We start from the raw sequence: 12,304 nt of genomic DNA on the forward strand, positions 1-12,304 counted from the left end.
GAAAGTGGCTCTCGGGTTGGTTATTTTTTTGATTTCGACGCTCTCAAGGATTCTTTCCTTTCTTTCAGTGTCATTAACGCCTCAATCAACACATCAACGTTCTCTATGCATGCAACACCTTCGGCTACTCGACCACATGAGAAGTAATCGACTGCACTTTTAAGATATCGTTGAGTGGTTACCAGTTGAGATTTTTCATCTTTAGTCATTAGTCACTCCCGGCAAGCAGATTTGAGACTGTTTCTCTAGTCGCTCAATCTTGGCTAATAGCACTGGTTTCTTAACTCGCCCCCATCGATTGAGTAGGCGACCGGACATGCTGGCCACGTCTTTCTCTTTCATGTATTCGAGCATTACGGCGTTGCGCTCTGCTTCGTACCCATTCTTTATCTTGCGAAGTTCTTCGGCCATCCAGTTGAAGGCATTTATACAGGCTTCTTTGATGACTGCCGCAGCCTTGCCATTAAAACCCATGACAACCATTACAAATCCGCTGAAGTCCATGGTGTAATACTTCTGTTTTTTATCGAAGATACCTAAGTCGTTGATTTTCTCGGAAACGCAAAAGTGCGCTTTCCTGAAATCATCTGAGCAGTGACAGTTCTCTACAGCTCTTAGCACATCACCGTGGCGCTTATTGAACGCCTTGGCTATTTGGAATGTATCTGTCAGCACATCACCTGAGCTTGCTGTGACAAATTGATGAAAGTTAATTTCTGTCGTTTCGATTAATTGCATAGCGATTTCCTTTTAGAGAGCTGAGCCTGTCTCACAGATATGCCGCACCCGAGGGATCGCTATTATCCAGCGACTATCTCAGGCTCAACTTTCTGAAAGGCTCGGGGTTTATATGCGCGTGAGTTGCGCCAATAAAAAAGCCCACCGAAGTGGGCTTGAGTACGGAGAGTAACGAAGCGCAATTGTCGTAATGCTTCACAGCATGACTAAATCACTTGTCAGTTATGACCATCGAAGATGTGATCACCTGCCTTGTCGGGTAATAACCACAATCGAGGCCACTTTAATGACCTCTGTTCTGGCTACTACAGATATTTTTTAGCTAGAGCGAGTAATTCACCCTCTGCTGCTTCACCAAGATGACTAATGCCTGACTTGATGAACTCGTAAGCTTTCGACAGGTCTTTAACGCCTGCGGTTACTTCGATAGTTGGGTTTACTGCTACGGCGGGATCGGCTGCTGCTGGCTGCTCGGTAGTTACTGGCTCTGTCATGGGTTTACTCTCTTTGGTGAATAGGCTGATTAGCCACTGGATGATTTTCATTTGGTTATTTCCCTGATGTAAGCCTGCAAGCCATTAATCTGAGCTGTGGCTTGAGCTAATTGGCTTCTGAGGGCGTAATAATCTTGTCGAGCGTCTGCTGAGAGTTCGGCGCTGGCTGCATTAGTGATGCCGGAGGCGGCGCTGGCTTGAGGCACTCCGCTTGGACATACTGCTTTGACGCGCAACCCGACAGAACCAGACTTAACGCGGTCGCTAAGAGAACTGATTTCATCGTCTTTCGCCTTGAGTTGGAGTTGATAAGATTGGTCGATTGCCGAAACAGCCTTTTGCTGAATTTGCATCTGGTTGATTGTCTTTAGCCTGGTGTCAGCGAGTGACGATGCTTGTAATGATTTTCCCTTCCAATCAATGGCAGAGTTACGGTAATGATTGACTTCGCTTACCAGAGCAATGATTCCACCGAAAAGAATGGTTATCAGAACTAAACGCCAGTTAGCAATTATCCATTCCATTATTCACCCCACAGGCAGATTTCACGCTCTACCTCTCGACGATTAACCAATCCGGCGACGACACGCTTATTAACGTATTTCCACTGGCGAAGACCATCACAGGCTTGCTGGTATCTTCCGGCGTTAAGATTTCGCAGTACCGAGGAATGTTCGAATGCGTAGGTGCCAACATTGTAAGAGAAGCTAATCAGAGCCGCTTCTTGATACTCGCTCATAGGGACTTTCACAGAGCGTTCGACCGAGCTGGCGAATACTTGCAGGTGCTTCTGAAGGAGCTTATCGCATTCCTGCTTGGTATAGACTTTTCCTGGTATAACGTCTTTACCTGTCACACCACTGCATACCGTCCATACTCCTCCGACATCTTTGTATGGTGTTAACTCTGTACCCTCTTGGCTTGGAACTAGCACAGTGGCAATAGCTATTGCACCTGCTCCGCTTGCACCAATTAATGCCTTTCGCAGAGAAGATGAAATAGCCATGACCTAATCCTCTTGCGGTGGGGGCGAGATTATCCCCCGCGATAACTGACTCTCATACGCTCTTGTCTGTCTTCGCTTAAAGTAGAAGTTACTAGCGCAGGTGATAACACCGATGACTAGCCCCCCAACAACCGAAATGGTTTGCCAGTCGAGGTGGTGTATCTTGTCCATTACGCTCCCCCAACAAATAAGTGATCCAGACGCGCAATAGCTGACTACCGATGAAATTTTACCGGGCATATTGACTGTCTTCATAGTTTCCACCTTTGGCTTGAGTTAAAAGCTAGGTGCTGTGTGTAGGGATTCACCGCCTGTCACTTGATAGTATCTGTGTAGGATAATGGGATTGACTTGCGGTGAAATAAAAAAGGCCTCACCGAAGTGAAGCCTTAAAATTTGGGTAAAAAATAAGCCCTTTGGAAAAGGGCGAAAGCATCGTAAGGAAAGCAATTCAGGATTCGCCCCTAGCTCCTTCCAAGGGCTAAATGGTATAGCGGCATTCATGCATGAATGAGAAATAATCCTTAACCTTCAACGCTATAATTTAACCATAGGACAAATCTCAGCAATTGCAAAACTAATGTTAAAAAAAAGCCCCACATCTGTGAGGCTTAAATTCTGGTTGGGCGCATGGCAATGCATTCTTACCATGTCTTTGTAGTCAAGAATACAAAAGCTCAGGCAGTCTCTTGTATCCTACCGCCCTAATGCGTGATTAACCGGATGGGTTTATAGGCGGCGCATAATATTTACAACAATAAATTTACTACGTCAATACTCTGAAAAGCACATTATCACAACGAAAAGCCCTCTGTTTCACAACACGAGAATTAACTCGTCAAAGGGCTTATCTGTTGTAATAAAAAACCCCGCCGAGGCGAGGTTCTAAAATGTGACTGCTCATCGACAACTGCGGCGAGCATATGCCTAATATATCAGCCCATAATTTTTTTGCAAGTAATATTAGATTTAATTATCCGAAAATATTTCACCTTCCTGTATTTCCGTTTCTTTGATTACTTCGTAATAGATTTTTGCCTCAATTAAACTAATGCACCATCTAACCCGATTTCTCGCTTGCGAAATTGTCAAACCTAGCTTAGTTATCCTTTGTAGGTACTGAGCAATAGTCTCAACCGGGTGACCATAGACATAATAATTAATGGCTACCTGACCAAGAATTGATTTAGCCCCCAAGACACGTTGGATCATTCTATCCATAAACATGCCTTCTAAATCTGAGCAGGTTTCTACTCTGGCATGCTTAAGATTTGCGATGATTTGCGCCATCTTTTTGATAAGCTCATTTCCTTGATAGCCGCGGTTATGAAGACTTTCCATTATAGCTACCAATCCATCAGATGTTATGGCCCCCCGACCTGACACTGACTCCATGAATCTTGCGATTGGGCTTATCTGGTTCTTATCAGGTAACCCGTCATAAGCCCACTTTCCCCAAGCATTGAGCATATGAGAGACGAATACTCTCTGACATGGATCTAACCTTGGCTTATGGCCCAAGTCTTTGCTCTTGGTTATATTGGCCAGTAAAGCGATCTGGTCTTCTGGTAAATCACTCCGGCGCCTAACATCAGAAAAGAACTCGCCATCATTTTTCCTGAGCCATTCGTTAGCAACTTGCGCGGCCTTAACCTTGCTAATGTATTCGCCCAGGTAAAACTTATGTCCCCCGCGCCAGATATTTATTCTCCACCTTCCGTTACGCCTATTCTGGGAGACGCAGCGAAGGCCTGATGTGTTATTTTTGCCAATCACCCTGTTATACGGGTTATCTGCTCTTGTGGCTTCCTTCAGATTCTTCAGGCTGTTATCAGACGGGTTGCCGTTGATGTGGTCAATATCATGCTCTGGCCACTTTCCGTGCATGTAGAACCATGCCAGTCGATGAGCTAAATACTTCTTCCCTGAAAAGTGGACAGTGATGTAACCATTATCACGAATGGATGATTTAATCCTGACGCCACGCTCTAGCCTGGAGGTGAAGTTTCCAGTTTCGGAGTTATAAAATAATTTCTCCCGTAATTTGGCTAACTGGAGATTGGATTCTGGCAGTAATTCATTTTCGCCATAGACGATCATCACTTCTTCCTCCGCTTATTGCCGGGTTGGGCTGGGTAACTCTGTGGGGTTTTGTACTGGACTGTTGGGGTTATGGGTGAGAAGTGGTTAAGGATTTTGGTTAGCCAAGTCATAACTCTACTCCCATGCATTGCTCTATCAGTCCAGCCTCGGCGAATTCAGCCTTTGCTATTTTCATCGCTTTATTGCTTGGCGGAAGGTTTATGCTGCAGCTAGCTATAACCTTGCATCCGAATCGAACTCGTAACCGATTTAAAAAGGTTGACCTGACTATGAATTGACTATTGAAAACGTTATTTCGGCAGAACAAATATTTTGTAGCCTTCATACTTCCTCCCTCTGCTTAATTAGCCAAGTCATGATTCCCCCATTCGCATTGTTATCCCTTCCTGATACCAGTCGGGAGTAGTGAACTCTATCCTCCCTGTCACACCATCACTTCTAAGCTCCTGTAATCGCTTGTGCTCGCTTTTTAGGTGCTTGTACAACTCATCCTTCTGCCATTTCTTTAATCTCAATACAGAGCTTGCTAGACGAGCTACACGCTCAATAGTCATCTCGCCGTAAACTATCTCAGCGTGAGTCGTAAATTCGTAAGGGTCTTCTTCTAGCTTTCTGTGACAGCCAACACAGTGAGCGAAGGCGTTGTAAGGATGGTATCGAGTGGATTTGTGTCGGCGTGATTTGAAGTGTGAGCAGTGGAGCTTTGCTGGTTCGTGTTGGAAGTTTCTACCGCAGTAATCGCAATCCCACCCGACCCGCTCTCGAACTAGCTTCGAGAATATGTCGTCAAACTTGTCTCTCTTTAAAGCCATCATCTCGCTCCTAATCCATAAAAGTTCGGGTCTTTGTGGTCGATAGGTTCATGCCCCTCTAGCTCCTGAATCAGTCGATTGAGATACCACTGAGCCTTCTTCACTGACTCGATGCCGCCCTTATCTTTGTACCGGTAGAGATACTTGGTGATATTGGCGACACAGGCCGATTCCATGCCGGACTTATCCCTGACCATTTCGGCGATGATGTCTATGCACTCAATCTTCCCGTGCGTGTAATGCGATGGGCTGTTTACGTTATCTGTCACTTTGCTGTCCTCGTCTCAGTCATCAATCGACCACGCACCACGATGTGACGGTGACAGCCTTCATCGTCCCGAAAAATTGCAACGGTCTTCCTATCCACTCCAAGTAACTTGGCAACTAGCGATATGTTGTAGTGATTATTCCTTAGCATTAAGGGTATTGATGTGATTTTTTCCATTTGGCATACCTCAGAAAAAGGCTTGTAGCCTGTTGAGAATTGATTGGTCTTTAGTGTTAGCAAAGACGTGTTTTATGGCGGCGTTAATCATGGCGCTGTAGCAGCTTTCGAACTCTTCCTGCTCCATGCTCGCAAAAGACAAGCTTTTGGCTTCTGTTCTGATAGTCCCGTCCAATCTCATCGTTTGCTCATAAAAACCAGCGAGGATAGTTAGGTCTTTCCTGAACCTATCGAACTGGCTTTTCTCGTCCATGCAATCAAGCCCTAAGCGTTCAGCCGCCCAGTAGCTGAAACAGAACTTAAAGAATACGAACATCTTTTGATGAAATATCGGGTGACGGGATAACTTAATTTCAGCCGTGTATGTCAGGCCTGTTTTGAACCGATTGATGCGAGGAAGGTCGATATCGTCAGCTAGTGCAAAAACGCCGCCCGGATGCTTCACCAGGTCGAATTGCAATGGTTACTCTCCTTTCTGGTTATCCTGTAGTGCTTGGCGTGATGCTTGCCAAAATAACCAGCACTCTTGAGCTGCCACATTTCTGTAGCCATCTTTTGTCCGTAAAGACTTGCATCGACCATTACGGCTTCCAGTTTGCTTATCCCAACACTCTTCAAACTGCTTGCGTGATTCATCCATTGCTTGCCGCCTTCAGTCCACTAATTACCTCAGAGATTGAATCTCTAAACCAGTTTTTATGCCCGTAATAGCAGTCAAACTTAGCCCCCTTAGCATTTATCTTTGCCACAGTCACTTTGGTTGCTGCCCTGATTATTTCAGCCTGTATTTCCTCGCTGAATTCGTTGAATTTCTTAACCATCACTCACCGCCTTTCATCATGAGGAATACGACCATCGCAGCACGAAGTGGATTTTTGTCCATGTGAACATTTTTATGATTGATGAATTGAGCCATCCACTTAACATCATCATCTGATGCGAATAATGAAATTCGATTCTCCTGAACTATCGGCCCAGCATCAGCCCATGAGTTGCAATAATTAACTTGTCCATTTCTAGCCATTATGTAATCGGCGAAACTTATCTTTCTGCCGACCTCGCAACTAATTTCATGGTCGCTCATCTCTTGGTAATTCATCATTTCAGGCATCCCCATAGCTCTAATGTCTGCTCGCGCCGCTCCTGCAAATCCTTAGCAGTGATACAAGGCGATATACAATCTGCAAAGATAATCTCACCTTCCAGTGACTCGACCCATCGCCAGCCTTGGAATATCGAGATAGATATTTTCCCCGGTACTTCTTTCGGGAATTTCTCTACGTTTTTTAACAGGTACTCTATAGCGTCTTCGCGAAATACTGAGTATCTGTAATTAATATTTGGTGTCATATCCCTCTCCTACTGACATAAAAAAACCGCTTTAAGCGGTGTGGGGGTTAGGCCCTTTTGCCTCTATCGATGAACCAGTCAAGAGCCTTAACAATTAAGGGGTTCTCCCACCAGTTATCTATCTCTCTCATCTGGCCTTTATCCCTGAAAAAAGTCGGTCCGCAGTACCAGTGCCAATCCATAAAAACACAAGTGCCATCGGAAAGCCGCAGCCGATAGAAGTCGGTGAGCGTGATTATTCCATTGGGTATTCGTATGCAAGGCATGAGTGCCTCCTGAATTTGATTAAGCGGTGTGGGGGTTAGCTAGAATGCCGACTCATTCTGGCGTCGTGACGGCTGCTGTCGAGCATCCCGATTCTGCCGTGCGGCGTGTTGGTCCATGTCGTATATTGCTCCGTTCTTCTGCAAGCAAAATACTGTACCGGTTTCGCCGTGGCGGTTAAGTCGCAGTATTAACTCCGTTTCACCTGATGGGACATTTTCATCAAATGCGCCTTCACGGTGGATGCCGACCCAGTAATCACAATCCTGCTCAATCTGGCCGGTGTCGCGAGAGTCGCTTGGCAGTGGCCGCTTGTTCACTCGCTTTTCCAGTTCACGGTTAAGCTGAGTAAGCAGGACGACAACGCAATCAAGCTCTTTGGCTAGGTTCTTCAGGCCTTTGGTAATCATCCCGTATGCTAGGTCGTTACGATCTGCTTTCTCTGCGGTCATCAGCGTTAGGTAATCGACAAGAATCATTCCGACACAGCCCTTTTCACGTTTAACGCGGCGCGCCTCTGCAACGATGTGGGCCAGTGATAATCCCGGTGTATCGTCAATGTAGAGCATATCGAGTTCACGCATACGGGTAGCGACCATCAGTGACTTGTTGAAGTCATCGTCATAGTCACCCTGGTATTTCTGCATATCCTCATCGGTGCGCATGTAGAAAATATTCGGGTTAACGCCCGACTTCTGGCCTACCAGCTTCTCAAGGATTTGGTCGGATGGCATTTCAAGGCTGAACATCAGGGCCGGTTTATTTTCTTTCACCGCGCAGTTGATTGCCATCTGGCCGTAAAGCGTGGTTTTGCCCATCTTAGGCCGAGCGCCGATGACGAATAGAGAACCTTTGACAAGACGTTTAGGTGCCAGCATGTCATCCAGCGAGGGAATGCCAGTAGTTAACCCGCGGGAGGCTTGGTTAGGGTCTAGTCGCTTCTCAAGGTCAATCATCCATCCATCCATCACATCAGCGAAACTGCGTAGCCCTCGGCGGCTTCCCGTCTTGGCGTAGTCGCTAATCTGATTAGTCATGGCAGAAACTGCCTCAAGCTTTTCGGCTGCTGACAGCGTTGATTTGGTGTAGAGGATTTCAGTTGCCGCGGCGAGCTTCTGGATGCCGTAGCGTTCCATGGCGTGGTCACGGACGATTGAGGCGTACTGCGCTAGGTTGGCTGCGGACGGCGTGTTTTTGCAGAGTTCCGCAAGGTAAGCAAATCCCCCCGCTGCTTCCAGTGAACCGCGTTTCTCCATTTCCTCGGAAACAGTCAGCATATCTACCGGCTGATTGCGTTTTAACAGGTCTCGAATGGCTTCGAATAGCTGGCCATGCATCTTGTTGTAAAAACTCTCTGGCTTGATTAGCGTCAGGACCTTCTGCGTCCGTTCTTCGCCGCCGTCCAGCATCAACCCACCGATTACCGCTTGTTCCGCTTGCGTGTTATGCGGAGGTAACATCATTCCATCACTCACAGGCTACCCTCCCTAGTTTTAGTGATCGTGTCGCTTTGCAGTAGGTAATCGAACGAAGCGCGCCAGCCGCGATTGTTGTCACCAAAGTAAAAACGACCAGCCTTGTCCATGAACGTTTCGAAGTAGGCTGTTGCCGCCTGTACTGTCGGCTGCTTCAGTTCACCTAACATCCGCTTGATGGCGGTTCGTCTCTTAGGATTAAGCTTCTCAGCGTTAGGCAGTCTGTCACCGACTGTTTCGTTGTAAGCGTTTAAGATTGCTTGGTATGGAATGGGTTTTGATTTCGTTTTCTTGCAAGACGATTGGTCATCACCAGATGACATATCTAATACGTTAGTATTAGATTTATTAGTATATTCATTACTTGTGGCACTTTGCTGGCACTCTGTTGGCACAAGATCCTCTGTAGCCCTTTCTGAATGCGGTATTGAGCTGGCACTTTGTTGGCACTCTGCTGGCACATTATTTAGCTGATAATCATCGTATTTTGTGACGCAAATTCGGGTAAATTTATTGTTTGTAACACGGGTAATCATCCCTAATTTTTCAAACTTATTTAGTAGATATTTAATCCTGTCGCTAATGATTCCTGTTTCTGCAGCTAGCGTGTTTCTCCCCGTTATGAACTCACCGCGATTGACTGACATTACGCCAAAATCAGTCTTCACTAACTCAGGAGAGTAGTTTGCTGAAAGGATGATATGAATCCAGAGGTGAACCGCTTCAGAGTCTTTATTGTAAAAAGGCAATTCCTTAATTTTTCTGTGCAGCAAGGCGAACCCCTTACCGACTGAGTTCGGTTTATCATTTTGACTCTTACGAGCCGTAAAATTTGCATACGCTACGTTACTCATTTTCTGCTTACTCCTGCTTTAGCTAGTCGAAACTCTCCGATTAACCGTGCGGCAAATGCACGATTGTTAGCGGCTACATCAACCAGCCCTACAGGGCGCTCAGGTTGGTAACGCTCCTCTTTTTGCTGGAAATTACTACGCTTCTTTGTCATAATTACCTCGTTGATTGTTCTACAGTTCCAAAGCAAGTTGTGATGAAGCTCGGTTGCCCCCGGGCTTTTTCTTTGCCAGTAATTCTTCCATTCTCTCCAGCTTCTTCTCTAACCGGCTCATTGTTCCGACTAAATCAAACTCAGGTGTTTCCATTCCTGCATAAGCCAATATCAAACTCATTAGCTTCATGGTGCTGTACTTCTGTTTGCCTGTAGCAGCCTTTAATCGGCTTACTGCGGCTTCATTCAAACCAAGCATCTTGGCGAGCTTTGTCTGACCCCTTACTGAAATCTTCGAGAGTAAGTAGCTCTCTATCTGCAAGGCTTTCTTGCGTTCTTTTGCGAACTCCATTGGGTAATATCCTTGTGTGTTTAGTTGAGCGATCAGCTAATAGCTGAATGCCGTAAATAGATTGGGCTATTCGGTGGGGTTGCACTTTTCAGTGCTCGATTGAATGGTGTTACTAAGCGGCGAAAATTTCTGGGTATAAAACTTCTTTTGGTATCCCAGTAGCATCTGAATATATTTTCATTTTGCTAACTGGTAATTGGCCCCCACGCTTTTTTAGTAAGCTGATGGCTTGAGGAGAAACGCCTACTTTCTCCGCCAGAGTTTTCTGGCAACCGCCTACAGCTTGAATCGCTAAAGACAGGGGAGTAATGCCGATCTTCCGTTTGTTGATCATGGCTTTCTCCTAAATCAAATAATCAACACCATGTTAATGTATTGCGCGGATAAAATCAACATTATGATGATAGACAAAGTAAACATAATGTTTACTATCTCCTTACCGGGGGATTTATGAATAACGTAGCTGACAGAATTAAAAATATTATTTCCAGAGAAGGAATTACGCAGCGTGGGCTAGCGGAAAAATTGAACGTGACGCCACAGACCGTTAATAACTGGATAAAGAGAGATTCAATTAGCAAAGAAGCTGCCGAGCAAATCTCTTCAGCTCTTGGATACTCACTTGACTGGATTTTGCAGGGTACAGGAGTGCCAAAGAAAGAGTCAGGAGAGTCAATCCCTGATGAAAAGTCATGGGGAAAGGTTTCCCCTTGGGATAGAAATACACCTCTCGATGACGACGAGGTGGAGGTACATTTTCTAAAGGATATAGAATTTGCGTGTGGGGACGGAACTTTCGGATCTGAAGACCATAATGGGCTTATGCTAAGATTTTCTAAATCTACTTTACGCCGCGTAGGTGCGAATAGTGATGGCTCAGGAGTCCTATGCTTTCCAGCAACTGGTAGCAGCATGGAGCCTATTATTCCTGATGGCACTACAGTTGCCGTCGATACCAACAACAAGAAAATAATCGATGGCAAGCTATACGCCATTAACCATGGGGGACTTAAACGCATTAAGCAGCTATACAAGCTACCAAACGATTTTTTGAGCGTAAGAAGTTTTAACAAAGACGAGTATGAGGACCAAAAAGTTTTCTCAGAAGATATTGAGATAATTGGCCGGGTTTTCTGGTATTCGGTACTTATCTAGAGCTCAGATTTTCCATAGGCGTAGCTGTAGAGGCTAAGATGCGGTTTTTGTGAAAAATCTATAAATGTTAACATTTAGTATCCGAAGAGTTCTTCTCAGGTAAAATTTATGTAGCCAGTTTAAATTTATCTTAACTTTATTGGATCTTTAATGTACAAGACCAATCCGATTTAGTGAGGTTTGATTCCAAAAACATGTAATTATTCCTCATTCCCATTGTAAATCCCATTGATTGGAACTATATAAGGAGTATGATTAATGTCCGTTGGTGATAATGCTGCGCGTAGTCAGCAGAGCTATTTGAAGTTAGTTGCTATTGCGAATCAAGATTTAGGTTCTACACCTGATGAAATCAAGCTCAATAGCGTGAAAATTGCAGTAATCAATTTGATTGCGTTCGTAATAAGAAGTTTTGATCAGCACGGTATGGATTTACTTAGTAAGATAGTTGACCCATCACTTGACGAACTTGAAGCGATCATAGGTGAGCTTGAAACAGAAACTAAAAAGCACGATGACATTAACTTGAAACAAGCTTTGCTTCTATCGCAAATGCTTATTAATGACATAAGACAGAAAAATCCACAGCTATGCGAGCAAAGTTCTTCTATGCTACGTAGTTTGAATATTGTCTAGTCGCCATATCTATAATTGGAGGAATTCATGGACAAATCAAAGAGTATTGACCGCATGTTGACACTGGCTAACCGTCTAAACGAAATTGTTGAAGAAATGCAGGCACGTAAAGATTCAATACTTAGCGAAAGCACGCCTAAAGCTGCTTAACATCTAGTAGGTTGAAGACTTAATAATCATCTAATCCCGCTCCGGCGGGATTTTTTTCGCCCTAATCAAACAATATTGATCTACCCGAATTTACAACATAACTAATTGATTTTACTAATTATGTAATTTTTTGAAGCCGCCAAAAACCCCATTATTGATCGCACCTTTTCCCTGCCGCCTATCGCACCATCCATCCCTGAAACCTCTCAGCTATTCAGTCTTGCATTAACCCCGGTAAACAGATATTCTTAGCTTGTTGGAACTAAGGTATCTGTTTACCTGTGCTCTGGAAGTTTCCAAAACTTCCCCCTTATGAAG

21 protein-coding genes are annotated in these 12,304 nt (G+C 44.9%); 3 read left to right on the forward strand and 18 right to left on the reverse strand.

Annotation, left to right across the window (positions count from 1 at the left end):
- Positions 1 to 20 precede the first annotated feature (20 nt).
- From BMX14_RS15875 to BMX14_RS15970, 18 genes are all read right to left on the reverse strand, one after another.
- A complete protein-coding gene (locus BMX14_RS15875) occupies positions 21 to 209 on the reverse strand; it encodes a hypothetical protein (RefSeq protein ID WP_092674806.1) in 189 nt (62 codons plus the stop codon).
- Positions 202 to 738 carry a Rha family transcriptional regulator gene (locus BMX14_RS15880; RefSeq protein ID WP_092678430.1) on the reverse strand — a complete coding sequence of 179 codons (537 nt, stop codon included), beginning with the start codon at positions 736 to 738 and terminating at the stop codon, positions 202 to 204. Before BMX14_RS15880 ends, BMX14_RS15875 begins: the two co-directional genes overlap by 8 nt.
- A 305-nt stretch (positions 739 to 1,043) precedes the next feature.
- Positions 1,044 to 1,283 (reverse strand): hypothetical protein, encoded by a 240-nt coding sequence (locus tag BMX14_RS15885; protein WP_092678432.1) that lies wholly within the window; start codon positions 1,281 to 1,283, stop codon positions 1,044 to 1,046.
- A complete protein-coding gene (locus BMX14_RS15890; protein ID WP_092678434.1) occupies positions 1,280 to 1,756 on the reverse strand; it encodes a lysis protein in 477 nt (158 codons plus the stop codon). The genes BMX14_RS15885 and BMX14_RS15890 overlap by 4 nt, the downstream gene beginning before the upstream one ends.
- Positions 1,756 to 2,238 (reverse strand): lysozyme, encoded by a 483-nt coding sequence (locus BMX14_RS15895; RefSeq protein ID WP_092678436.1) that lies wholly within the window; start codon positions 2,236 to 2,238, stop codon positions 1,756 to 1,758. The genes BMX14_RS15890 and BMX14_RS15895 overlap by 1 nt, the downstream gene beginning before the upstream one ends.
- Before the next feature lie 3 nt (positions 2,239 to 2,241).
- Positions 2,242 to 2,493, reverse strand: coding sequence for a class II holin family protein (locus tag BMX14_RS15900; protein WP_092678438.1), 252 nt, complete (start codon positions 2,491 to 2,493; stop codon positions 2,242 to 2,244).
- Positions 2,494 to 3,207: 714 nt separating this feature from the next.
- Positions 3,208 to 4,338, reverse strand: a complete 1,131-nt coding sequence (locus tag BMX14_RS15905; RefSeq protein WP_092678440.1) for an HNH endonuclease signature motif containing protein — start codon at positions 4,336 to 4,338, stop codon at positions 3,208 to 3,210.
- Between the two features lie 814 nt (positions 4,339 to 5,152).
- A complete protein-coding gene (locus tag BMX14_RS15920; protein ID WP_092678446.1) occupies positions 5,153 to 5,422 on the reverse strand; it encodes a DUF3310 domain-containing protein in 270 nt (89 codons plus the stop codon).
- A 186-nt stretch (positions 5,423 to 5,608) separates the two neighbouring features.
- Complete coding sequence (locus tag BMX14_RS15930) at positions 5,609 to 6,058, reverse strand: DUF1367 family protein (protein WP_092678450.1); 450 nt, start codon at positions 6,056 to 6,058, stop codon at positions 5,609 to 5,611.
- Between the two features lie 3 nt (positions 6,059 to 6,061).
- Positions 6,062 to 6,238: a hypothetical protein gene (locus BMX14_RS16680; RefSeq protein WP_177173193.1), complete on the reverse strand. Its 177-nt coding sequence runs from the start codon at positions 6,236 to 6,238 to the stop codon at positions 6,062 to 6,064.
- Complete coding sequence (locus tag BMX14_RS15935) at positions 6,231 to 6,419, reverse strand: hypothetical protein (RefSeq protein WP_092678452.1); 189 nt, start codon at positions 6,417 to 6,419, stop codon at positions 6,231 to 6,233. Before BMX14_RS15935 ends, BMX14_RS16680 begins: the two co-directional genes overlap by 8 nt.
- Positions 6,419 to 6,700 (reverse strand): phage protein NinX family protein, encoded by a 282-nt coding sequence (locus BMX14_RS15940; protein ID WP_230527539.1) that lies wholly within the window; start codon positions 6,698 to 6,700, stop codon positions 6,419 to 6,421. Before BMX14_RS15940 ends, BMX14_RS15935 begins: the two co-directional genes overlap by 1 nt.
- Positions 6,697 to 6,948, reverse strand: coding sequence for a hypothetical protein (locus BMX14_RS15945; protein ID WP_092678454.1), 252 nt, complete (start codon positions 6,946 to 6,948; stop codon positions 6,697 to 6,699). The genes BMX14_RS15940 and BMX14_RS15945 overlap by 4 nt, the downstream gene beginning before the upstream one ends.
- Positions 6,949 to 7,253: 305 nt before the next feature.
- Positions 7,254 to 8,687, reverse strand: coding sequence for a DnaB-like helicase C-terminal domain-containing protein (locus BMX14_RS15955; protein WP_408011886.1), 1,434 nt, complete (start codon positions 8,685 to 8,687; stop codon positions 7,254 to 7,256).
- On the reverse strand, positions 8,684 to 9,541 hold the full coding sequence (locus BMX14_RS15960) for a hypothetical protein (RefSeq protein WP_092678457.1): 858 nt from the start codon (positions 9,539 to 9,541) through the stop codon (positions 8,684 to 8,686). Before BMX14_RS15960 ends, BMX14_RS15955 begins: the two co-directional genes overlap by 4 nt.
- Positions 9,538 to 9,693, reverse strand: a complete 156-nt coding sequence (locus BMX14_RS16685; protein WP_177173194.1) for a hypothetical protein — start codon at positions 9,691 to 9,693, stop codon at positions 9,538 to 9,540. Before BMX14_RS16685 ends, BMX14_RS15960 begins: the two co-directional genes overlap by 4 nt.
- 19 nt (positions 9,694 to 9,712) lie before the next feature.
- A complete protein-coding gene (locus BMX14_RS15965; protein WP_092678459.1) occupies positions 9,713 to 10,045 on the reverse strand; it encodes a CII family transcriptional regulator in 333 nt (110 codons plus the stop codon).
- A gap of 112 nt (positions 10,046 to 10,157) precedes the next feature.
- Positions 10,158 to 10,379 (reverse strand): helix-turn-helix domain-containing protein, encoded by a 222-nt coding sequence (locus BMX14_RS15970; protein WP_092678461.1) that lies wholly within the window; start codon positions 10,377 to 10,379, stop codon positions 10,158 to 10,160.
- 116 nt (positions 10,380 to 10,495) lie between these two features.
- On the opposite strand from BMX14_RS15970, the gene BMX14_RS15975 reads away from it, so the two are divergent.
- From BMX14_RS15975 to BMX14_RS17080, 3 genes are all read left to right on the forward strand, one after another.
- Positions 10,496 to 11,200: a LexA family transcriptional regulator gene (locus BMX14_RS15975; RefSeq protein WP_092678463.1), complete on the forward strand. Its 705-nt coding sequence runs from the start codon at positions 10,496 to 10,498 to the stop codon at positions 11,198 to 11,200.
- A 258-nt stretch (positions 11,201 to 11,458) separates the two neighbouring features.
- The gene (locus BMX14_RS15980; RefSeq protein WP_230527541.1) at positions 11,459 to 11,836 is read left to right on the forward strand and encodes a hypothetical protein; all 378 of its coding nucleotides are present in this window, start codon (positions 11,459 to 11,461) and stop codon (positions 11,834 to 11,836) included.
- A 27-nt stretch (positions 11,837 to 11,863) separates the two neighbouring features.
- The gene (locus BMX14_RS17080; RefSeq protein WP_268993462.1) at positions 11,864 to 11,986 is read left to right on the forward strand and encodes a hypothetical protein; all 123 of its coding nucleotides are present in this window, start codon (positions 11,864 to 11,866) and stop codon (positions 11,984 to 11,986) included.
- The last annotated feature ends 318 nt before the right edge of the window (positions 11,987 to 12,304 follow it).

This window comes from Rosenbergiella nectarea (assembly GCF_900111105.1).
Taxonomy (GTDB): domain Bacteria; phylum Pseudomonadota; class Gammaproteobacteria; order Enterobacterales; family Enterobacteriaceae; genus Rosenbergiella; species Rosenbergiella nectarea.